The sequence below is a fragment of the Mesorhizobium sp. P2_D6 genome (assembly GCF_056404315.1).
In genome coordinates this window covers 1-21,967 of record NZ_JBFUEG010000009.1, presented here as the reverse complement: position 1 = coordinate 21,967, position 21,967 = coordinate 1, and the positions used below count along the sequence as shown (strand labels likewise).

At 60.8% G+C, this 21,967-nt stretch carries 21 protein-coding genes and 1 pseudogene; 13 read left to right on the top strand and 9 right to left on the bottom strand.

Features of this window, described 5'->3' with window-relative positions:
* The first annotated feature begins 6 nt into the window (after positions 1-6).
* The 6 genes from AC1D1L_RS19835 to AC1D1L_RS19810 all read left to right on the top strand — a co-directional run bounded on the left by AC1D1L_RS19835 (position 7) and on the right by AC1D1L_RS19810 (position 5,973).
* Positions 7-546 (top strand): cysteine hydrolase family protein, encoded by a 540-nt coding sequence (locus tag AC1D1L_RS19835; RefSeq protein ID WP_477343153.1) that lies wholly within the window; start codon positions 7-9, stop codon positions 544-546.
* 34 nt (positions 547-580) lie between these two features.
* A complete protein-coding gene (locus AC1D1L_RS19830) occupies positions 581-1,030 on the top strand; it encodes a GFA family protein (protein ID WP_477343151.1) in 450 nt (149 codons plus the stop codon).
* A gap of 285 nt (positions 1,031-1,315) precedes the next feature.
* Positions 1,316-2,314 carry a LacI family DNA-binding transcriptional regulator gene (locus tag AC1D1L_RS19825; protein WP_477343150.1) on the top strand — a complete coding sequence of 333 codons (999 nt, stop codon included), beginning with the start codon at positions 1,316-1,318 and terminating at the stop codon, positions 2,312-2,314.
* Entirely contained in the window at positions 2,311-3,828 is a 1,518-nt protein-coding gene (locus AC1D1L_RS19820) for a sugar ABC transporter ATP-binding protein (RefSeq protein WP_477343149.1), read from the top strand. Before AC1D1L_RS19825 ends, AC1D1L_RS19820 begins: the two co-directional genes overlap by 4 nt.
* On the top strand, positions 3,828-4,880 hold the full coding sequence (locus tag AC1D1L_RS19815) for an ABC transporter permease (protein ID WP_477343148.1): 1,053 nt from the start codon (positions 3,828-3,830) through the stop codon (positions 4,878-4,880). The genes AC1D1L_RS19820 and AC1D1L_RS19815 overlap by 1 nt, the downstream gene beginning before the upstream one ends.
* A 124-nt stretch (positions 4,881-5,004) precedes the next feature.
* Positions 5,005-5,973: a substrate-binding domain-containing protein gene (locus AC1D1L_RS19810; protein ID WP_477343147.1), complete on the top strand. Its 969-nt coding sequence runs from the start codon at positions 5,005-5,007 to the stop codon at positions 5,971-5,973.
* Between the two features lie 282 nt (positions 5,974-6,255).
* Here the strand turns inward: AC1D1L_RS19810 and AC1D1L_RS19805 are convergent, their stop codons facing one another.
* From AC1D1L_RS19805 to AC1D1L_RS19795, 3 genes are read right to left on the bottom strand one after another with little or no spacing between them, the layout of a single operon-like run.
* Positions 6,256-6,708 (bottom strand): hypothetical protein, encoded by a 453-nt coding sequence (locus AC1D1L_RS19805; protein ID WP_477343146.1) that lies wholly within the window; start codon positions 6,706-6,708, stop codon positions 6,256-6,258.
* Positions 6,705-7,388: a hypothetical protein gene (locus tag AC1D1L_RS19800; protein ID WP_477343144.1), complete on the bottom strand. Its 684-nt coding sequence runs from the start codon at positions 7,386-7,388 to the stop codon at positions 6,705-6,707. Before AC1D1L_RS19800 ends, AC1D1L_RS19805 begins: the two co-directional genes overlap by 4 nt.
* Before the next feature lie 10 nt (positions 7,389-7,398).
* Positions 7,399-9,798, bottom strand: a complete 2,400-nt coding sequence (locus AC1D1L_RS19795) for an HD domain-containing protein (protein WP_477343143.1) — start codon at positions 9,796-9,798, stop codon at positions 7,399-7,401.
* A gap of 509 nt (positions 9,799-10,307) precedes the next feature.
* On the opposite strand from AC1D1L_RS19795, the gene AC1D1L_RS19790 reads away from it, so the two are divergent.
* Complete coding sequence (locus AC1D1L_RS19790) at positions 10,308-11,885, top strand: DUF1963 domain-containing protein (protein WP_477343142.1); 1,578 nt, start codon at positions 10,308-10,310, stop codon at positions 11,883-11,885.
* Between the two features lie 117 nt (positions 11,886-12,002).
* On the opposite strand, the gene AC1D1L_RS19785 is transcribed toward AC1D1L_RS19790, so the two are convergent.
* Positions 12,003-12,431 (bottom strand): hypothetical protein, encoded by a 429-nt coding sequence (locus AC1D1L_RS19785; RefSeq protein ID WP_477343141.1) that lies wholly within the window; start codon positions 12,429-12,431, stop codon positions 12,003-12,005.
* Positions 12,432-12,487: 56 nt separating this feature from the next.
* On the opposite strand from AC1D1L_RS19785, the gene AC1D1L_RS19780 reads away from it, so the two are divergent.
* Positions 12,488-13,795, top strand: coding sequence for a mechanosensitive ion channel family protein (locus AC1D1L_RS19780; RefSeq protein ID WP_477343140.1), 1,308 nt, complete (start codon positions 12,488-12,490; stop codon positions 13,793-13,795).
* Here the strand turns inward: AC1D1L_RS19780 and AC1D1L_RS19775 are convergent.
* Both AC1D1L_RS19775 and AC1D1L_RS19770 read right to left on the bottom strand, forming a co-directional pair.
* Positions 13,770-14,219 carry a pyridoxamine 5'-phosphate oxidase family protein gene (locus AC1D1L_RS19775; protein ID WP_477343139.1) on the bottom strand — a complete coding sequence of 150 codons (450 nt, stop codon included), beginning with the start codon at positions 14,217-14,219 and terminating at the stop codon, positions 13,770-13,772. The genes AC1D1L_RS19780 and AC1D1L_RS19775 overlap by 26 nt on opposite strands.
* Before the next feature lie 62 nt (positions 14,220-14,281).
* Complete coding sequence (locus tag AC1D1L_RS19770) at positions 14,282-14,821, bottom strand: flavodoxin domain-containing protein (protein ID WP_477343138.1); 540 nt, start codon at positions 14,819-14,821, stop codon at positions 14,282-14,284.
* Between the two features lie 392 nt (positions 14,822-15,213).
* On the opposite strand from AC1D1L_RS19770, the gene gloA2 reads away from it, so the two are divergent.
* Positions 15,214-15,597, top strand: a complete 384-nt coding sequence (gene gloA2, locus AC1D1L_RS19765) for an SMU1112c/YaeR family gloxylase I-like metalloprotein (protein WP_112561848.1) — start codon at positions 15,214-15,216, stop codon at positions 15,595-15,597.
* A 259-nt stretch (positions 15,598-15,856) separates the two neighbouring features.
* Here gloA2 and AC1D1L_RS19760 read toward each other — a convergent pair whose 3' ends face one another.
* Positions 15,857-16,543: a GntR family transcriptional regulator gene (locus tag AC1D1L_RS19760; protein WP_477343137.1), complete on the bottom strand. Its 687-nt coding sequence runs from the start codon at positions 16,541-16,543 to the stop codon at positions 15,857-15,859.
* A gap of 119 nt (positions 16,544-16,662) precedes the next feature.
* Here AC1D1L_RS19760 and AC1D1L_RS19755 point away from each other — a divergent pair, with 119 nt between their 5' ends.
* The 4 genes from AC1D1L_RS19755 (at position 16,663) to AC1D1L_RS19740 (ending at position 20,452) form a co-directional block, all read left to right on the top strand.
* A complete protein-coding gene (locus AC1D1L_RS19755; RefSeq protein WP_477343136.1) occupies positions 16,663-17,571 on the top strand; it encodes a substrate-binding periplasmic protein in 909 nt (302 codons plus the stop codon).
* 16 nt (positions 17,572-17,587) lie between these two features.
* Positions 17,588-18,328, top strand: a complete 741-nt coding sequence (locus AC1D1L_RS19750) for an amino acid ABC transporter permease (protein WP_477343134.1) — start codon at positions 17,588-17,590, stop codon at positions 18,326-18,328.
* 4 nt (positions 18,329-18,332) lie between these two features.
* A complete protein-coding gene (locus AC1D1L_RS19745; RefSeq protein WP_477343133.1) occupies positions 18,333-19,127 on the top strand; it encodes an amino acid ABC transporter ATP-binding protein in 795 nt (264 codons plus the stop codon).
* 128 nt (positions 19,128-19,255) lie between these two features.
* Positions 19,256-20,452 (top strand): NAD(P)/FAD-dependent oxidoreductase, encoded by a 1,197-nt coding sequence (locus tag AC1D1L_RS19740; RefSeq protein WP_477343132.1) that lies wholly within the window; start codon positions 19,256-19,258, stop codon positions 20,450-20,452.
* 54 nt (positions 20,453-20,506) lie between these two features.
* Here AC1D1L_RS19740 and AC1D1L_RS19735 read toward each other — a convergent pair whose 3' ends face one another.
* Complete coding sequence (locus tag AC1D1L_RS19735) at positions 20,507-21,406, bottom strand: hypothetical protein (RefSeq protein WP_477343131.1); 900 nt, start codon at positions 21,404-21,406, stop codon at positions 20,507-20,509.
* Positions 21,407-21,787: 381 nt separating this feature from the next.
* Positions 21,788-21,967 (bottom strand): annotated as a pseudogene (locus AC1D1L_RS19730) (IS110 family transposase); the annotation flags it as partial.

The window sequence follows — 21,967 nt, the reverse complement described above, 5'->3', positions numbered from 1 at the left end:
CGCGCCATGTCAAAAGCTCCCGCTCCCCTCATCGTCATCGATCTCCAGACCAACATGTTCGACGGCCTTGTCGAGCCGCCGATCCACGATGCCCCGGGCATTGCCCAGCGCACCCGCTCCCTGATCGACTGGGCGCGGCGCGAGGGCCGCAAGGTCGCTTTCGTCAGGCATGACGGGCCGGCCGGCGATCCGCTGGCGCCGGGCGAGCCGGGTTGGCCGGTGTGGCCGGAACTCGGCCAGGCCAAGGACGAGCCGACCTTCTCCAAGAGCGTCCGCAACGCCTTTTCCAATCCCGAACTTGGCGCCTGGGTGGCCGGGCAGGGGGTTGATGAAGTCGTGCTCGCCGGCGCGCAGACCGATTTCTGCATCGCCGGTACCGTCAAGGGCGCTTTGGCCGAAGGCCTTGCCGTCACCGTGGTTTCCGATGCCCATTCCACGCTGGATACGCCCGACGCAACCGCTGCCGAGATTATCGCCCGGTACAATGCCGACTTCACCGATGCCGGCGCCACGCTGGTGACGACCAAGGCGCTGACCGGCAGCTGAAGCGCACGAATCTCGACGAAGACAGGAGGCTGCCTTGCCAACCCTGACCTTGCCGGCCGAAGGCGGCTGTCGCTGCGGACGCGTGCGGCTGAAAATTTCCGCAAAGCCGCTTTTAACGATGGCCTGCCATTGCACCGGCTGCCAGACCATGTCGGCCAGCGCCCATTCGCTGAGCGCCGCAATTCCCTCCGACGGGTTCGAGATCATCCAAGGCGAGCCGGTGATCGGCGGCCTGCACGGCGCGTCAAAACACTATTTCTGCGGCCACTGCATGACATGGATGTTCACCCGCCCCGAGGGCCTCGACTGGTTCGTCAATTTGCGCCCGACCATGCTCGACGAGCCCGGCTGGTTCACGCCGTTCATCGAGACATGGACCAGCGAGAAGCTGCCCTGGGCGGAGACGCCGGCGGTGCACAGCTACGAGGCGTTGCCGACGCTTGAGGCGTATGAGGCGTTGGTGGCGGAGTTTGCTGGGCGCTGACGCTGCTGATCTCCCCCCTTGAGGGGGAGATGGCCGCAAAGCGGCCAGAGGGGGTCGGTTCGACCGGGCTCAGCCTGATTCTGTAGATTACGTTGGCGCTTCACGCGGCGACCCCCTCTGTCGCCTTCGGCGACATCTCCCCCTCAAGGGGGGAGATGAGCCCGCCAAAAAAATCCATCGAATCGATTGCGCAAACGTTTCGATCACCCTAAGCTTCCCTGAAATCCGCCAATCAGAGCGGACGGGAAACGCATAGGGAGGAGCGCTTGTCAGCGCTGAGTTTTATTGCCGACAATGGCTGAAGTGGCGCGGCGCGCCGGCGTGTCGGTGTCGACCGTCTCGCATGTCGTCAACAACACGCGCTTCGTTTCGCTGGAGAAGGCGAAGCTGATCAACGACGCCATTGCCGCCATGGGCTACCAGCCCAACGAGCTGGCGCGGTCGCTGAAGGCGTCCACCACCAACAGTGTCGGCCTGGCCATCTCGGCGATTTCCAATCCCTATTTCACCGACATCATCTGCGCGGTTGAGGCCGAATGCGCGCGCCTCGGCTTGATGGTGTTTCTCTCCGACACACAGGAAGACCCGGACCGCGAGCTGCAAGTGGTGCGCGCCTTCCACCAGCGCCGGGTCGATGGCGTCATCCTGGCGCCGTCGGGTTCGCCGCAGCGCGCCATCGACTATCTCGCCGACAAGAAAGTGCCGTGCGTGTTGATCGACCGTTTCGCCGACGACCGCTTCGATCAGATCGGCGTCGAGAACGACACGGCGATGCGCGCGCTGATCGACCATGTCGCCTCCTTCGGCCACAAGCGCATCGGCTACATCGCCGGCCAGCCCGGGCTGGCGACGACGCGCGAACGCATCGAGGCGTTCCAGGCTTCGCTCGCCGCCAATGGACTTGAAACCCTGCTGCACTATGTCTCGCCGGAGAATGTCGACACGGCGGCGGCGACCGCATCGACGCATGCGATCCTGTCGCTGCCCACGCCGCCCACCGCATTGGTCACCGGCAACAACATGACGACGATCGGGGCAGTCCGCGCCATCCGCGAAAAGGGTCTTTCGATCCCGCGCGATCTGTCGCTGGTCGGCTTCGACGATTTCGAATGGGCCGACTGTTTCGAGCCACGGCTGACGCTGGTCGAGCAGCCCTGCACCGAGATCGGCCGCCAGGCCGCGGCACTGCTCAGCGCCCGCATCGCCTCGAGCGAAGCGCCGCCTCAAGCCGTGCGGCTGCAGGCGACCTTGCAGACCCGCCAATCCTGCGGGAGGCCGAAATGACCGCGCCGCTTCTGGTGATGACCGGCGCGGTCAAACGCTTCGGCGGCGTGCAGGCGTTGCGCGGCGTCGACTTCGACCTCAAGGCGGGCGAAATCCACGCGCTGCTTGGCGAAAACGGCGCCGGCAAGTCGACGCTGATGAACCTATTGTCGGGCGTCTACACGCCGGACGAAGGCACGATCGAGATCGACGGCAAACCCGTGCGCTTCAACAATCCGCGCGAAGCGCAGGCCGCCGGCATCGCCACCATCTTCCAGGAGCTCGACCTCGTGCCGTCGCTCGATGTCGCGGCCAATCTTTTCCTCGGCCGCGAACTGATGCGCCCGGGCGGCTTCCTCGACGTGCCGGCGATGCGCCGTGAGGCGAAGAAGCGGCTGGAGGCGATCGAGATCGCCATCGATCCAGGGGCGATGGTGGCGGACCTGTCAATCGGCCAGCGCCAGGTGGTGGCGATCGTCAAGGCGCTGTCCTATGCCTCGCGCGTGCTGATCATGGACGAGCCGACGGCCGCACTCACCGTCGGCGAAGTCGAGCGGCTGTTCGACATCATGCGCAAGCTCGCCGCTACCGGCGTCGGCATCGTCTACATCTCGCACCGGTTGGAGGAAGTGCCAGGCATTGCCGACCGCGTGACGGTGATGCGCGACGGCCGCGTTGCCGGCATCACCGAGCCGCACGCGCCGCAGGCCGAGCTGGTGCGGCTGCTGGTCGGGCGTCCGCTGGACGAACTCTATCCGCAGCGCGCCAAAGGGGCCGGCAAACCGCTGCTCAGCCTGCGCGATGCGAGCTTTCGGCTCGCCCGCGACAGCGCCGGCTGGCAGGCGCCGCAAGGCGTGTCGCTCGATGTCCATGAAGGCGAGATCGTCGGCCTCGCCGGCATTATGGGGGCAGGGCGCACCGAACTTTTGTCCGCCCTCTACGGCACCGGCCTGTCTGGCCGCTGGGAGGGCGAGGTCGCCATATCGGGCAAGCCGGTGAAGCTCGACTCCATCAAGGCCGCCCGCGACGCGGGCATCGCCTTCGTCACCGACGACCGCAGGGGCTCGGGCCTGATGCTGCGCATGGCGGTCGGGCTCAATCTGGTGATGTCGGTCATATCCAGGATTTCGCCGAACTGGCTGGTGTCGCCGCGCCGTCAGGCGGAGGCGGTGAAAGAGTCCTTCAGCCAGTTCGATATTCGGCCGAAGAACCCGGACATCGCTGTCGGCGCACTGTCCGGCGGCAACCAGCAGAAGGTGGTGCTGGCCAAGGAAATCCTCGGCAACCCCCGCCTGCTGCTGCTCGACGAGCCGACACGCGGCGTCGATGTCGGCGCCAAGGGCGAGATTTACGCGCGGCTCAGGGCACTCGCGGCGCAAGGGCTCGGCATACTGGTCGCGTCCAGCGAGATGCCGGAGCTGATCGGGCTTTGCGACCGCATCGTGGTGCTGCGCCAGGGGCGCAATGTGGCGGAATTCATGGGCGGCGTCGACGAGCACACGGTGCTGGCCGCGGCAAACGGCAGGGAGGCCTGATGTCTGACGAGAAGATTTCGGCGGCAGGCGCACCTGTGACGGCGGCGCCCCGAAAACATCGCGATCCGCTGGCGCTGATCGTGCGCTTCCAGAGCCTGATCGGCCTGGTGCTGGTGGCGATCGGCGGCATCATCTTCTCGCCACGCCGCCATGGCGAGATCCTGTTCCTCAACCCCGACAACATCGCCAACATCGTGCGCGCCGTGTCGGAGACCGGCATCATCGCCATCGGCATGACCTTCGTCATCATCACCGCCGGCATCGACCTGTCGGTCGGCGCGGTGCTGGGCCTCTCCAGCGTCGTCACCGCATCGATGATGATCTCCGGCGGCTTCGGCCTAATCCCCACCATCCTCGCCGTGCTGGTCATGGGCATCGTCTTTGGCGCCATCCAGGGCACCATCTCCACCCGCTTTCGACTGGAGCCGTTCATCGTCACGCTGGCCGGCCTGCAGGCCGCGCGCGGCCTGGCGCTGGTCGTGTCGGGCAACCAGTACATCAACATCTCCTATGGCGACGGGCCGGGCCTGGCGCCGCCTGTGTTCGCCGTGCTGGGCGAGCGCCTGTTCAACAACACCGTGCCGGTGGCGACGCTGGTCTTCATCGTCTTTGCGGCCATCGCCACCATCGTGCTCAACACCACGCGCTTCGGCCGCTATGTCTTTGCCGTCGGCGGCAATGAGCGCGCCGCGCGCATTTCGGGCGTGCCGGTGTCGATGGTGAAGATCTCGGTCTACGCCATCACCGGCTTTGCCGCGGCCCTTGCCGGCATCGTCCATGCCGGCCAGTTCAATTTCGGCAGCGCCAATGACGGCATGGGCTATGAACTGACGGCCATCGCCGCCGTGGTCATCGGCGGCACCAGCCTGTTCGGCGGCGCCGGCTCGATGGTCGGCACCGTCGCCGGCACCATCATGCTGGGCGCGCTCGCCAACATCCTGCAGCTCAACAACATCACCCCCGCCATGCAGCTGCTCGCGACCGCCGCGATCATCGTTCTGGCGGCAGTGCTTCAATCCCTCGTTCGCCGCCGCGAGGGTTTGGGTCGTTAATGCATGTCGCGCAAAGGTGAAATCGGTTTTGCGACAACGACATGCATCAACAAACAAGGAGGAGACGGCAAAAGTCGACGTCAACCAAGGTCTGGCCCCCCGCCAGACGAGGAGGAGAGTGAGTATGAAAACGATCTTATCGACTGTGCTTCTAGCAGGCTCGTGCCTGTGCATTGCCGGCACCGCCTATGCCGCCGAACCGCTGGTGAAAGCCTGCGCCAAGGACGGCCAGTTCATCATCGGCTTTTCGCAGGCCAACAATGCCGAACCCTACCGCCAGCACGTCAATGACGAGCTGGAGGCGGCGGCCAAGGAAGTGCCTGGCTTCACGCTGCAGATCGCCGACGGCGCCGGCAACGTCAACACGCAGACCTCGCAGGTCGACAATTTCATCACCCAGAAGGTCGACATCCTGCTGATCTCGCCCTTCGAGGCGGCGCCGCTGACGCCGGCGGTGAAGCGCGCCATGGATGCCGGCATCCCGGTCATCGAGCTCGACCGCAAGACGGTCGGCGACCCCGGCAAGGACTACACCGCCTTCATCGGCGGCGACAATTTCAAGATCGCCGAGGAAGCCGGAAAGTACACCGCCAAGACCCTGCTGCCCGATGGCGGCGAGGCGGCGGTGCTGCAAGGCCTGCCGAGCTCGACGCCGGCCGTCGAGCGCCTCAACGGCTTCAAGGAAGGCGTGAAGGGCAACCCGAAAGTCCAGATCGTGGCCGAGCAGGCCGCCGACTGGGTGCCGGATAAAGCCCAGGTCGCCTTCGCCGCCATGCTTCAGGCGCACCCCGACATCAAGGTGCTGTACGCCTCCAACGACATGATGGCCGCCGGCGCGCTGCTCGCCGCCAAGGGGGCAGGCAAGGACGTCAAGATCATCGGCACCGACGGCCTGCCGGGCCCGGCCGGCGGCATCGAGGCCGTTGCCAAGGGCGACTGGGTCGCAACCTTCACCTACCCGACGGGTGCCAAGGAAGCGATCGAGATGTCGAAGAAGATCCTGCTGGATTGCGCAACAGAGGTTGAGCCGACGGTGACGGTGGAGACCACCGCGATCACGGCCGAGAATGCCAAGCAGCTGATGGGGAAGTGAGGGGGCGGAGCCCACCTCTGAGGTTGATGCGCAAGGCCCCGGAAGGGGCCTTGCTTGTTGTGGGCCGGGCGATGTGTACGTGCCATCGGTATTGCGGAGCCGTGCACCTGTTTTAAAACGCCGCTCAACCAACCATAGGACGACAGGTGTGAGCGAGCCGACCGTGCCCAATTGACTCAAAGTCCGGGCGGCAGTCACGCGCGAAGTCAGTTGTTCTAAATGGAAATGACAGAAGCGCCGCGAGCACAAATTGACGATGGTAAGAAGTATCGAATCATGCTTCTAAAGTCTAGGGGTGATAATAAACACCATAGATAACAGATAAAGCATTTCTCCGGCGATCGCTGCAACAATTAAGTAGCTTTCATACCACTTAAACGCGTCGCCGAGCTTCGGCATCTCCCTGGATGTGCCTGCAATCAAGAGCTCTATCTCGTTCTCATCTTTCCTGTAGCCAAACCAAGCGCATATTCCCCCGACTATTAGCGCTATCATTAATGTTGTAACAAGAGAAAAAATTACGAAGAGACCCCAGCTGGCGTCAGTCGCAACTCCCTTATCTAGCCGACCAGCGCTAGCATCCGATATAATCGTAAATTGCGCAGACGCTATTGCGATCATCAGAACTTGGTATATTGAAGCAATCTTGAATGTCCTCTCATTTAGGTTTTTCTTCTGATCCAAAATATATTTGTAACGCTCAAGCGACAAGATTTGCCTTGTTGTATCGCTCATAATTGGCCCTCTTGACGTCGATCCCATGCGTATGAATCAAAAGTAGCGGAGTTAGTTTCTCGTATCGCCTTCAAAAAAGGTGATTTATCTAAATACATTCTGAAGGAAGAAAATACCGAATTCGCAGCAGCGCGATCATACAAATCTGAGTTCATTATGTCCCAGGTCCAGTTAGATGACCGAATAACCTCAAGAAATATAAATGCCGATGCCAAGGAGCGCAGACGATCTTCAGACTGGCTAGCGTTGAGCTGCGCCAGATATTTCACCAAAGCCGATCCAGGAACCAGATACCTTTCCTGATTGGAGATAAAGCTTCCGTACTTCTCTAAGTTGACCACTTCAACGTCGTGCTGAGGGACGTTGAGTATAGATGAGGGCTCGTAACGTCCTCCTCCTTGGGAACGGATCCTATCTCTAAATTCTACGACTCGATGAAAAAATTGGACGTCGTCTTTCACGACATCACTATATACATCCGAACTCGACATCCAGCGTGGAGTTTGCCCTCGTTTTTTCCATGTAAGGGTTAGAGCTCGCGCTTCGAGAGAAGCGTCGACTTTCGCTATATCGAAGGCGGAGCGGACGTGATCATCCACATAGGATGAAGACATATTGCATACAACAAGCTGACCTTGCTGCTGAAGACCTGCGTTGCCCAAGACGGTCAAGAGTTTCATAGCAGTAACGTCAGCCGGAGCCTCCTTTAACAAAATATTCGATCGAACGGTGAAGTGGAGATTCGATCGTAATGAATGTCGAGCTTTCCTTCAGCATATTCAAAGATATGTTGGATCGCTTGTCCTTGTCCTCAACGAGAATCAAGGGCACGTTAGCTAGAGACTCGCTCAATATCTCCGGCTTGGAAGCAGGCGTACCAAGTCCGGTCAGCGGACTAGCTATGAACGGGGCAACGCTAACTGCCCGCGAAAGCGAGTAACTGTCTGATCTCGCTAGCCGCGCGATCTCATTTGATACGTGCTCTCCGTACAGATCATAGACCACCCTAAGCATCTGCCTTTGTTCCGCGGTATCTTCCAAAGCAGACCGCGCTACGTTTGTTTTAGGAGCCTCCTTTCCCACTGCGTTGGCTATTGCAAGAATACTCGGCCCCTGAAATCCAGGGGAATTGGGCTCCACCGCAACGCCCTCGATGCACGTGGCAACGGGAGGGGGAGCTTCATCAGGCCTGCTTGTCCTCCGTCCGCGAGGAACCCAGACGAATGTCCAATCTTGGAATAGTTCTGTTTTCGACAACGCGAAAGCTAAGGTTATCCCAGCCTTGTTGAACTCCTCGACTTTATACTCGGTCTTGGATCGTCCTGCTCTAAGTGTTTCGACATACTGTTCAACAGCCTGTCGTGGCGATAAATATCCGATCGACACCGGTGCCGCCTTGTCGATTTGGACCGAAACCTTGCAGCGAGGAAACATAAGCCAAGACCTGGCAACCTCGAGAACGTCCCCAATTTCGGCGAGCGGCCTAAGCTTCAACCGTACTGCCGTACCGTGAGGGTACATCGGCAGCTCATCCCGATCCTTAACCTTGTCGAGCAGCTTGATAAGGTATTTGCCGTGAACGGATTGCAGAGCAATGCGACGCGCCTTCGGATCATCCGGACTGCAGGTCGTTATCTCGACGTCGTCAGAAACCATAAAGGCGGATAGGACCCCTATACCAAACCGACTAATAGAGTGAAAGTCTGGAAACTTCTCTTTGAACTTGGGATCTTGATACCGAGATGATCCCACCGTTAGGAGGTGGTTCTCAATGACCTCTTGCGACATTCCCGTTCCAAAATCGGTGACTGTTAGCGCCCGCTCCTGAGTATCCCAATGAATTTTTACTAAGCCGGAATCTGGCTCTGCATTATCAATTGCAGCTTGGAGGCGAACCGCATCTAGCGCATTTTGTGTGAGTTCTCTGAGAACAACGGTCGAATTGTTGTAGAGTGTATGGCCCGTCAGAAGATCAAGTATTTTGTGCTGATCAAGGGAAAATTCAAATGACTCCGTCATGAAGCCGTCTGTATCAATGCCCCTGTCATCGATGTCCCGCCACGGAAAATTATAGGCTTCCACAACGTCTTTCCGTGACTTCTGCACGAGGTTGTATGAGGCGCCAAGCTCGCGCTGAGCATATGCGAGGTAACTCGTAAGACCAAAGAAGCCATTTGGCTCTTTGAAAGTCGCGTGAACCTCTATTGACGATGAGACCCCGTCCTTGGTCACGTTGCCGTCGCGATCTCGTGCTGGCGCCGCTCTAACAGTTCTGACGACTCCCTGCTTTTGCCATTCGACTTGGCTCGTTGGATTGCTCGGATTGATTAGTTGAAAAAGAACAGTAGGGGCTCGCCGGTTAGTAATTTGAATGAGGTCAACAGTCCGTAAGATAATCGCGATGTATTGAAGGTTAACTGACTCATGCGGACCTCCATAGGGTTGCGATACCTTGAGGGCGGCTACGGCATCCGAATGTCCCAATGTGTGACTTTCACATACCATCGCCAAGTCTCGACGGAACGTTGCATCCAACGGGGAAAGAAGATCTCCAACTATGCTCTTCAAAGCAGCTGTGGCTTTGTTGTCGTCGATTGAGCCGCCTTCCACCCATGCTCTAATTCGCTTTCCATGGAATGTACGGACAAATTCCTGGTACTGGATACGGTCGGCCTCTACAGGATTCAATTGGCCAAGGCGAGCAATATACTCCTTGTGTTTATCCGCGTTTATGATTGGATTATTTTTGTAAGAAGTATAATCCGGATTGCGATCGCGAGCGTCAAATTCATCTTTGGTGACGAGAAGGCCGATGTCATGAAAGTATATCGACAGGGTTAACATCAACCAATCACCTGGCGTCATGATTGCCTGTGTTTCCGGTGGAATTACCCACTCCGCAGTTTTCAGCATATCGATAACGTGCTGAAAGCTGTGATCAGTGTATTCAAGGAAGACGCCAGAGCTCTTCCATTCCGAGAGTATATCTGAAACTGCATTTCTTATATTACTTAGGTTTATTCTAAATGCAGGAAGTTTAGTGGCCGCGTCGGCATGCGTCTCGATGTCGGTAAACGGTATTCCTAACATGGTTCCCCCATTGTGGAATCGAGACCTTCCGATGGCTTCGCCTCGACTGTCCAAACAAGGGCGTTACCTGGACGCCGGCGAGGCTCTAAGATATGCAGAAACAGTGGTTTCGAAAGTAACGGTACCAGGAAAATCCTGACCCGTCTTTCCCTATTCGATAGCGTCACCTGCAAAGGATAGCAAGCATTGGCGTGAGCAGAAGCATCAACTCAGAGGCATTTAGAACACTGATTTAACCTCAACCACACTCAAGGCGTCGTCGTGACCCCGCTCTGTTCCATCTTGGGCTCCGTCACGATGCCGCTGTTCACGGTCTTGTCCTTTAGCGGGCTGACGGCGGCGCACAGGCGGAAGACATGCTCCGTCTCCGTGAGCTGCGCCCGGTATTGCCGCCGGATCGCGGATCAGTTGGCCCCTTGCTTGCGCAACGGCTGATATGACGGCAATAATTTGGTTGCGGGACGGAGTGACGTAGCTGACGACGGGGGGTAAGCGTCATGGAAAGGCTGATGCCGCTGTTTGTGGTCGGGGCGATGCTCCTGATCGTTGGCAGCCTGGTCTACAGCGGGGCAAAACGCATTGCCGGGCTGTTTTCGTCTTCAAAAGAAAAAGACAAGCCAGGCCGTGCGCGAACCTCTGAAGCGGCCCGCGCTATATCGCCCAAACCCAATTCCGCGGCGGAAAAGCTGATCGCCGACATGCAGCAGCAGGCCAAGACCAGCGACGACCAGCGCAAGGCGGCGTTCAAAGCGCATGTCGAGCGCAAGATCCCGCCGATTTCCGTCGATGGCCGCGAAGCGATCGAACGTGGGCAAGCCGCGCGCATTGCGATCAAGCACGTCTTTCCGCCGCGTCTTCCCCAACGAAGCATGAGCTATTTTGGTGGGCTGCCGATTGTCCCCGATGAGTTCGACTGGCCAACGGTTCACAATCGGGAGGGATTGCTCGAGCGCCTCAATTTCATGGCGCAGATTGACTGTTCGGATCTGCCGCCGGGACCAGGACGAGATCTGCTCCCCGAAAAGGGCTATCTCTATTTCTTTGCGCCAATGTCCGACACGTTTGGGGCGGACGCGATGCACTTCGTGACGCGCTACGAACCACGTCAGGCGACACAGAAGTGGGCGCCGCTTGACATGCCCTTCACCGCCAGGATTCAGGGATCGGACCCCATGGAAGAAATCTTGCGGGGCAAGCGAACCCACTATGACCGGGTCGAGGTCGAGTTTGCCTGGATCGAGGAGCCGACCGACGCCGAAGTCACGGCGCGTGCGGACGAAGGTCATGCTTTCGAGGTCGCAGACAAAATTCGCACCGAAAGGGTCGACGCCTTCTACGGTCCGTCAGTCGCCCCTGATCCGCTGCTTTCCGCTCATCATGCGCCGAAAGACACGCTTTGGACGCCGTATCCGGGATTTCCGGCCAATTGGCATTCCGCGCGGATCGTTCGGAAGCTTGTGGAGGCATATCATCGCGAAGAGGCGGCCGATGTCACGGCCCAACTGAAGGCGCTTGGCGATGTTGCCGAAGATGATCCGGAGGCCAAGCGGCTACGGACGGTGCAGCGCGAACTGTCGGCGTTCGGTTCGAAGATGTTCAACGCATTCTTTCCGACGGTCAACGTCGGACTGAAGGATTATGACGCACCGCCTCCCGAGGTGAAGCAGCAGATACTTGCCTTTCTGGAACACTTGCATGCCAACGGTATGCCGTCATCCTCGGTGCGGCGGCCGCATCATCGGCAGCTCCCGCAGGTTATGAATGATTGGCTTTCAATCGCGGCCATCAAAGGCGCCGAAGGGGGACTGACAGATTCGGCCGGTGCAGCGCTCATCGGTCCTGACGTCGTGGCCGCCCTGTCTCACCGCCACATGTCCCGTACCCATCAGATGCTTGGCAAGGGGGAAGTCGTCCAGGTCGCGGCCGACGAGATGAAGGACCGCTACCTGCTGTTGCTCCAACTTGGGCCGGATATGGCGCTCAATTGGACGGTCGGGGAGATGGGGCCGCTGCAATATTGGATCACGCCAGAGGACCTTGCGGCCAAGCGATTCCAGAACGCAATTCTGACAATCGAAGCCTACTGACTGACAGGGCTGACGCTCGCACCGCGCACCGCCCGACTGGTAAGCGCGATCCTTGCCGCCTAGTCGCAGATGAGGTGCCTTTGGCGGGCTTTGGCCGCCCGCCAGCCCGCCGTCGGACTATTGCGCCGGCGCCGGCGCTGGCGCGGGAGCCGCTGCCGCGGGTGCCGCCGCTGTGGTAAACCCGCACTGCTTCTGTTCCATCTCGATCTGCTTGGTGATGCGGATGGCGTTCTGGGCGTAGGCTTCGGTCACGGTGCCGCTGTTCACCGTCTTGTCCTTCAGCGAGCTGACGGCGGCGCAGAGGTGGAAGACGTGCTCCGTGTCGGACTTCGCGGCTCCGTTTTCCGGCGCGATCCAGTAGACGATATCCTGGCCGTTGGGATGTGCCGCGTCTTTCGTCGCCGCGGCCACCGTGGTGGAGTCGGTGGCGATCGCCTGCGCCTGGGCGGCGACCTCGGGCGAACAGGCTGTAGTCGGCTGCCGCGCCTTGGGGCGGAGCCGGCATCGAGAGTGACCGCTACTGACCCTGAAGGTCGGCTTGACCAATCACAGGGCCGACGACATTGTGGACGTGCAATTCGTAGCCAAGTGGTCGTGTGGCAATGGATTTTCGCGACGCCATCGATAGAGCGCTGGCCTGGGCCGGCGGATGGTTCGACTATGCCGCCGCGCCCTGGTTCGTCTATCAGGTCGGCATCATCGCCTCGCTCTTTGCGATGGCGAAGCTGGCGGCGCTGCGGGTCGAGCCTCTCATCGAGAACCAGGCACGCCAGATCAAGGGCCATCCCGGACTCTTAAGGGTCGTCATCGCGCTGTTGCGTCGCACCGACTGGATCCTGTTCAATATCTTCCTGTTTGCCGCGCTCAACCTGTTGCTCGCCATCACCTGGCCGAGCCGCACCCATCTCCTGCTCGTCGCGCTGTTGCTCTCGCTGGCGTGGCTGTTTGCGACCGTGCTGTCGCGCATCATCCGCAACCGCCTCGTCGCGCGCACGCTGGGTTGGCTGGCCTGGATCTACGCGGCCCTTGTCATACTGGGCGTCAGTAACGAGGCGGCCGCCTTCCTCGACAGCCTGGCAATCCCTCTGGGCGCGGTTCGCATTTCGGCCCTTATGGTGCTGAAGGCGGCGCTGCTCCTGATCGCCACGGTCTGGCTTGCGGTGGTCACTGGCAATTACATCGATGAGCGCGTCCGCCTCTCCGAGGAGCTGACACCGTCGATCCGCGTCCTCGTCGGCAAGGTCGCCAAGATCGGCCTCGTGCTGGTGGCCGGCGCCGTGGCACTTTCGGCCGTCGGCCTCGACCTGACGGCGCTGACGGTGTTTTCCGGCGCCGTTGGTGTCGGTCTCGCTTTCGGTCTGCAGAAGGTCGTCTCGAATTTCGTCTCCGGCGTGATCATCCTGCTCGACAAGTCGATCAAGCCGGGCGACACCATTTCGCTCGAAGGCACCTTCGGCTGGATCCGCGAATTGCGGGCGCGCTTCGTCTCGGTGGTGACGCGCGACGGCCGCGAATTCCTGATCCCCAACGAGGACTTCATCACCCAGAGGGTTATCAACTGGTCGTTCAGCGACAACCTCGTGCGCCTCGACGTGAACTTCGGCGTCTCCTACGACGCCGATCCGCACAAGGTCAGCGAACTGGCGATAGAGGCCGCGATCAGCGTCGGCCGGGTCGAGGCCGACCGGCGGCCTGTCTGCTGGCTGACGGACTTCGGCGACTCCTCGCTGAACTTCGTCCTGCGCTTCTGGATCCGAGACCCGCAGCAAGGCCTGACCAACGTGCGCGGAAAAGTGCTGCTGGCGCTGTGGGACACGTTCAAGGCAAACGGCATAAGCATCCCTTATCCGCATCGCGAGATCATCATGAAACAGGCTGGGCCGGTCAGACCAGGGCACGACGACCAGTGATCTTCTCGATGTTGATGCGGAAGAAGAGGTGAGGCGGACTGGCCACCTTGTCCTCGGCGTAAGGTGTCTCGCTGCCAGGTTCCCACCAGTTGGGGCGCGCTTTCTGCAACAGCGACCAGGCATGGTCGCGCTCATTCTGCCGAGGGCCCGCTTCGGCCAGTTCTTCGTAGAGGCCGAAAGCAACGACACTCCACCAGCTGCGAGGGTTGGCAATCTCGTCGACTTCGAAGCAGACCTGAGGATGTTCGCGCATCGCCCGGACCTTCTGGCCGATCAGGGAGAAGCTGTAGATGTGGCCGTTCTCGTAAACGAAGCTGATCGGTACGACGTACGGCATCCCGTCCCTTAAGCACGCGAGGTGCCCGACCCTGCTGTCGGCCAGGTGCATCCTGCATTCTTGGGCGGTCATCTCAGTGACGGTCACGGGACTCCCCAGGTGAAAGGGCCAGCTTCACTTTGTGCATCTCGATGCAGGCTGCGCCGGACTCAGGCACCTCCTTGTTTGGCCGTCTCGAGAAATCGATCGGCGAAGTCGGCGAGTGCGTTCCAGTCAGTGAATTCGTAATCGCGCTCGGGGCTCGGGCCGCCGCTCTTCATAACGACGAATTTGACGAACTGCTCCTGAAAGTAATCGTACTTGGTGAAGCGCAATGCGCCCCCGAGAAGAAGGGTCATGCGTGGTTGCCACCCTGTCACGGAGACGAAGCGATCCACATACTTTTGAGCCTCCGTCTTTTGGTCTTCCAGCGCCGCCGACAGACTGACGGATATGAGGGCCGAGGGCCTGGTGCTCAGCGCCTCGTGATGCGCAAATACGAAGTTCGTGACGGATTCCTGGTGGTGCTCCTGGTGGACCGACGCGGCAATGACGAACGCGTCGAAGTGTCCGAGCTTCAAATCGGATGCGAGCGCTGTGCTATCCAGCAGCTCGACCTGGTGCCCGCGCTCGCGAATACGCGTTGCCGCCCGTGCGGAAATCTTCTCCGTCTGCCCTTCGGTCGTTCCATAGACAATCAGGACGTTCACGATGTCCCTCCGACAGCAGAAGCGACATTCACAAGGACGATCGATACGAGCCAGCCCGGCATCCCGGTACCTCAATGCTGCGCGCATTATAGCCCATGGAACGGGCTGCACGAACTGCTTTTCTCAGCGGCACGAAGAACCCGATCAGAGCCATGATCAGCACCATAAGCCATCCGATTATGACATCCGCCACGGGGGCGGGCGCTGCGATTGAGGCGCTCTATTGCGTCGGGGGCCCGGGCGGGGCACTGACAGACAACGGGCAGGCCGACCATCCGACGCTGTGCCCAATCCGGACAAGGCGACCCTCGCGAACGGCGACATCAACAAAGTGCCCCGCGTACCCGATGGTGACCTTGGCCTGAAATCCCGGCTTGGCTAGAGTTCGTAGCATGCTGAACGCCATTCACCACGTCGCGCTCATCTGCACCGACTACGACCGGTCGCGACGGTTCTACGTCGAACTCCTCGGCCTCGAACTGATCCGGGAGGTCTATCGGGAAGAGCGGCAGTCATGGAAGGCGGACCTGCAGATCGGGTCCGTCCAACTGGAATTGTTCTCCTTCCCTGCACCAGTGATGCGGCCGTCCCATCCAGAGGCGACAGGCCTGAGACATCTGGCATTTGCCGTGGCGAATCTCGATCCCGTAATTATGCGCCTGGAAGCCGCCGGCGTTGCCGTTGAGCCGATCCGGATCGACCCATATACAGACCAACGGTTTACCTTTTTCAGAGACCCAGATGGATTGCCGCTGGAACTCTACGAAGCCCCATAAGGAACGGTTAGCTTTCGCGACCACGTCATCGGAGGTGGGAACGCCACTGGGATTTAGCGAGCCGCCGCCTGCCTACGTTGCGTTCAGCTCTGCCAGGTAAGCATTCGGTCCCTGGGAGCCGCACGCCAACGCGATCACGGCCGAGAATGCCAAGCAGCTGATGGGGAAGTGAGGGGAGCCCGGCACTGAGGTAATGCACAAGGCCCCGGGAGGGGCCTTGTTTGTTTTGGGGGTAAGGCTGATCCTACGACAAAATCGGCTAGATGATCTTGCGAACATCCTGTTCGAAGCTAAGCACGTGATGCAGCGCGATGCGCTCGGCCGTTTCGCCATCTCCCCGGCAAACCGCCTCGAGCATAAGGGTTTGCTCCTGGAGCACCTTGTCGAGGCCAGACATTAGCTCCGGAAACCGCCGCGTCGCGACATGCAATATCCTGAGCGACAGGTTGTGGTAGTGGTCGAGCGTGTCGAACAGGTAAGGATTCTTGGCAGCGCGATAGATAAAGCGGTGGATGCGTCGGTCGAGCGCCAGCAGGGGCTCGAGTTCGGGAGGATTCGCAAAGGCGGCGAGTTCGGCAATCAGGCCGCGGGCTTCGCGGCGCTCGGGCTCGCGCAGACGTTCGGCGGCCAGTCGCGTCGCCCAGGATTCAATTCTCGCCCTGGCCTCATAGATCGCCGATAGATCGCTGATGTCGATCGTGCTGACCGAGGTGCCGCGGCGGCCGTTGACGTCGACGAAGCCATCGCGTTGCAGCCGCAACAACGCCTCGCGCACCGGCGTGCGACCGACGTCCAGCCGCCGCATGAGATCGGTTTCGCGAAGCAGGGTGCCGGGCGCCAGCTTAACCGTGATGATGTCCTCCCTCAGCTGCAGATAGGTGCGCTCGGCCAATGTCGAGCCAGCCTCGACATTGTCGGCATCGTCTTCCGGCATCCGCGCATCCATCCAACTCACCTCACAGGGGTCGATCCCGATCGCCAAGGAATCACTTGACAACGGATTCATATAATATACTAATCAATATATCACAAATATATTGATCCGGTGACAGGGAGATATCGGGGATGGAAAAGGGTGTTTTGTCTCGCTCGCAATTCAAGGTCGGCATTGCCGCCTTGCTGGGAATTGGATTGCTGGCTACGGTGGCGCATGCGGACGGGCTTGAGACGCTGAAGCCGGGCGTCCTACAGGTCACGATCGAGCCCTATATGCCCTACACGGCGATGAAGGACGAGAAGCTCGTCGGGCTGGACAGCGATATCCTTGCCGCGGTCGCCGACAAATTGGGTCTCAAGATGGAAGTCAGCGTCACCGATTTTCCCGGTATGCTGGCATCGGTCCAGTCGCGGCGTGCCGACATCACGATCGGCGGCATCGCCTGGTCGGACGCGCGCCAGAAGGTCGGTCTCTTCACCGATCCGCCTTACTATTCGCCACCGGCAATGGCGGTGCAAGGCACTGCCGACTATCCGGACGTCAAGAGCCTGGAGGGCAAGGATCTCGGGACCGTCACCGGCTATGTCTGGGCGAAATCGATCGCGCAGGTGCCCAATGCCACCCCGCACACCTATCCCACGGCCGACAGTGTCTTTCAGGACCTGTCATCAGGCAGGCTGGATGTCGGCTTTCTCGACCCGCTGCTGATCATCTATCAGCAGAAGGAACGGCCGGACATGAAGTTCCGCGTCGCCTATCTGGCGCCGCCAACCGCCGACGAGATCAAGGCCCATCCCGACTATCAGTATTTCCAGCCCTACATGACCGGCTTTTACCTGCCGAAAGAGGCGCCGAAGCTCGCGGCAGCTGTCTCGGACCAGATCGATGCAATGTACAAGGACGGCTCGCTTGCCGCGCTCGTCACAAAATGGGGCGGCGATCCGAAGCAGTTCCTGGTTCCTTCGCCGGAGATGGCGGCTCAGCGCCGGGGCGTGGACCGCCCCGCGGATTGGTCGCCGCCCTCAATCGCGCCTTGAGCGTCGGGGCAAGCAGATGTCCCTTTTCCACACGCTCACCGGGTTTTTCCAGGTTCCCTGGAGCGACTACGCAAGCAATCTCGGCTGGGGTCTGCTCAGGACCCTGGCCTACACCATCGTCAGCTTTGTCGGTGCTGCCGTCCTCGGCCTCGTGCTGGCGCTGATGCGCCTCAATCGCTTGCGTCTGGTGCGTCTGCCGGCCGCCATCTACACGGAGATATTCAAGAACGTCCCGTTGCTCGCGATTATCTTCGTCACCTATTTCGGCCTGCCGTCGGTCGGCATCAAGCTCAGCGTCTTCGTCGCCGGCGTGCTGAGCCTCATGTTGTTCTATGCCGCCTATCTCTCGGAGATTTTCCGCGCGGCCATCGCCGGCATCCATTCCGGTCAGAACGAGGCTGCGCAGGCGCTGGGCCTTGGCCGCGGCACCACCTTTAGCCACGTCATTCTACCTCAGGCGTTGAGGCTGGCATTGCCTGGCACCAACACCATGTTCGTCGACCTTCTGAAATCGACGTCGCTTCTGGTGACGATCTCTGCCGTTGAACTGATGACCCAGGCGCAGCTGATCGCCTCCGAAACGTTTCGGGCACTCGAAGTCTATCTGGTGATTGCGTCTATCTATTTCGCCGTCTGCTATCCGATTTCGCAATGCCTGCTCTGGCTGGAGCGGACCATTCAGGCTGGCGTACCGCTGTCGCTGGGGCGCCGGCGGCGGCTGAAGCTGGCGAAGACGCTGCTCGCGGGCGGAGCCTAGACCGATGGCACACGAGACACTCAATAGGGAGCTTGGCACGACGGCTTCCGGCCCGGCAGTCACTATCCGTGGCTTGCGGAAATCCTTCGACGGGAGGCAGGTGCTCGGCGGCATAGATCTCGACGTGCCGGCTGGTCGGATCGTCAGCATCATCGGCCAAAGCGGCGGCGGCAAGACGACGCTGATGCGCTGCGTCAACCTGCTCGAGCAGCCCGACGACGGCGTCATCGAGGTCAACGGTGAGACGATCTGCGACAAGGGTGCGGTGACGTGCAGGAACCTCGCCAAGCTGCGCCAGCGCGTCGGCATGGTGTTTCAGCGCTTCAACCTGTTCCCGCATCTGACAGCGGTGGAAAACGTCGTTCTCGCCCAGATGCATGCCGCCGCAATCGGGGAGCGCGAAGCGGTCGAGCGTGCGGTGCGCCTGCTCAAGCGCGTCGGTCTCGCGCATCGGGCAACAGCCTATCCGGAACGCATGTCTGGCGGCGAGCAGCAGCGCGTCGCGATCGCGCGCGCCCTGGCCCTCGGCCCGACTGTGCTTCTGTTCGACGAACCGACCTCCGCGCTCGATCCAGAATCGACCGGTGAGGTGCTGCGTGTGATGCGAGAACTGGCAAAGGACGGCATGACCATGATCCTCGTCACCCACGAACTGCCTTTCGCCCGTGAAGTCTCGGACTGGGTCGTCTTCATTGACGGCGGCCGGATCATCGAGCAGGGAAAGGCGGCTGACGTGCTCGACAACCCGCGTGAAGCACGAACGGCTGCCTATGTCGCGCGCTACGCCGCGCCTGCCTGAACGCCAGCCAGCAAACAGTCCTAGCAGAACCCATTGGCGCATGTGCGATCCGGGCACGGCACTGCCATCGCCGTTTCGCAGGGTCTCGGGCGCCAGCCACCGTCTTTGCCTCAACGCATGTGGACCAGATGAGCAGGATTTCGACCGACATCGCCGTCATCGGCGGTGGCGTCATAGGTTTGGCGATTGCACTTCGGCTTCGCGCTGACGGACGCGAGGTTGTCGTGATCGAACCGAACGAACCTGGCAGTGGCGCATCTTACGGCAACGCCGGGACCATCGCGGACTATGCGGTAATCCCCGTCGGGACGCCGGCGGTTCTGAGGAATTTGCCTTCCTTGCTGCTCGATGCGCGCAGTCCGTTGTCGATCCGCGCTTCCGCCTTGCCGACCCTGTTCCCCTGGCTGGCGCGGTTCGCCTACGAATCCTTGCCGCACCGTTTCAGGCAAAACACCCGGGCGATCGCCGAACTCGTATCGGACGCATCGTCGGAATGGAGAGAGTTCGCGGCCGAAATATCGGCATCGGACCTGCTCTCCGCGAAGGGCTGTCTCTATCTCTACGAAACGCCCAAGGCCTTCAGGGCGGCAGCCACCGACATCGATCTGCGCCGCTTCTATGGCGTTGGTCAGGAACTGCTTTCGGCCGATGAAGTGCATCGGCTCGAACCTCGGCTACCGCCCTTCGAAGGCGGCGGCCTGTTTTTTCCCGGCGCGATCAATCTTAGCGATCCGGGCGATGCGATGGCTCGGCTGACCGCAACGGTTCGGCGGGCGGGTATGGAATTCGTCAAGGCCTCTGCACAAACGGTCGCCCGGGAAGCGAATGGAATCCGGATCATCGCCGCGCCCTTCGACATCCGCGCCCGGACCGCTGTTATCTCAGCCGGCGCTCACTCGCAAAGGCTCGCCGCCCAGATCGGCGATCCGGTCAGACTGGACACCGAACGCGGCTATCACATCGAATTTGACATGACCCACCCGCCGATTGAACGGCCGGTCTGCCCGACAGCGCTTGGCTTCTATCTCTGCCCGATGCGGGGCCGGTTGCGCGTTGCGGGCCTGGTGGAACTCGGCGGCTTGGGGGCTCCCGCCAATCAGCGCTTGCTGGCGGCGCTCGCGGCAAACTCGCGTCGGGTTTTCCCAAAGCTGGGGGAGCCGAGCCGGACTTGGCTCGGCTTCCGGCCTTCAATGCCCAATTCCGTGCCCGTCATCAGGCCGTCGAGAGGTGGGCGGGATGTGATCCTTGCCTTCGGCCATGGACACATAGGGCTGACGCTCGCGCCGCGCACCGCCCGACTGGTAAGCGCGATCGTTGCCGCCTAGTCGCAGATGAGGTGCCTTTGGCGGGCTTTGGCCGCCCGCCAGCGCACCGTCGGATTATTGCGCCGGCGCGGGCGCGGGCGCTGGTGCGGGTGCCGCTGCCGCGGGCGCCGGCGCCGGCGCCGTGGTCGTGAACCCGCACTGCTTCTGTTCCATCTCGATCTGCTTGGTGATGCGGATGGCGTTCTGGGCGTAGGCTTCGGTCACGGTGCCGCTGTTCACCGTCTTGTCCTTCAGCGGGCTGACGGCGGCGCAGAGGTGGAAGACATGCTCCGTGTCGGACTTCGCGGCGCCGTTTTCCGGCGCGATCCAGTACACGATATCCTGACCGTTGGGGTGTGCCGCGTCCTTCGTCGCCTCGGCCACTGTGGTGGAGTCGGTGGCGATCGCCTGTGCCTGGGCGGCGACCTCGGGCGAACAGGCTGTGGTCGGCTGCCCCGCCTTGATCTGCGCCGCGCACTGGTTCATGTCCTGCGTGTACTGCTCGACCGATGGCGGCTGGTAGCTGACCCCGATCAGCGTCGCCAGCACGGCCAGCACAGCGCCGACGCCGCCGGCAATTTTCTTGCTCTTCGGATCCATGTTCTTGTCGTTGAGGATCAAGAGAACCAGCGGCAGGAAGGCAATCAGCGTGATGATCGCGCCGAGCTGGTTCTGGACGAAGAACCTGAATGTGTCGGATTCGCGGGCCGGGTCCTTCCTGTTGGCCGCCTTCCAGAGCAGGCTGCCGGCGATGGCGAAAATCGCGATCCCGACCAGAATGCCGATCAGCAGCGGCAGGTTGCCCTGGTCGAACTTGTGCTTGTAGAGCAAGACGATCCCGGCGATCTCGCCGCCAATGGCAATGATCCACGACAGCACGGCGAAAAGCCTAAGGCGCGTGGCGCCGGACTTCTGGCCCTGCGATGCTTGCCAGTCCTTGGAAACGTCTGTTGTCGGCTTGTTGTTGTCGGTCATGACCAGGTCCCCCGGTTTCGACACGTTTGCAGGGCGGCGTCATCGAACAGGCGCCCGGCGCAGCGTCATTGATCGAACGTCGCCTGCCTGGGCGCGAAATCGCCGCAGCAGACCGTATGCCAATCCTTATTGTGCATGAGGGGATTCGTCCATAGCCACGGGGCAGGGGCCGATGCGGTGGATGGTTGCGTTCTGCGCGCGCCCATCAGGTCACTCGCCAGCCGGCAGGGCAATCGCCTATGGCGCCCCCTCTCCGTCCGCTACGCGGCCACCTCTCCCCCATTTCATGGGGGCGAGGAAACGCTAATCTCTGAGGTCGCGCCCTCCGAATGCTTGGGTTCCTCGCCCCCACAAAGTGGGGGAGAGCGACTATCTGGGGGGTCAAGTTGCATTTGCGAACTCACTTCTCGCGTCGCGTGCTTTTGCATTGAGGATGACGAGAAGTTTTCTGGCAAGCGCGATGCGGATGAGCATTTTGGGCTTTCCCGCCAGTTGCAACCTTTGAGCGAACGCTTTGAGATGTGGATCGAACTTAGCCACGATGGCTGCGACGATGAAGAG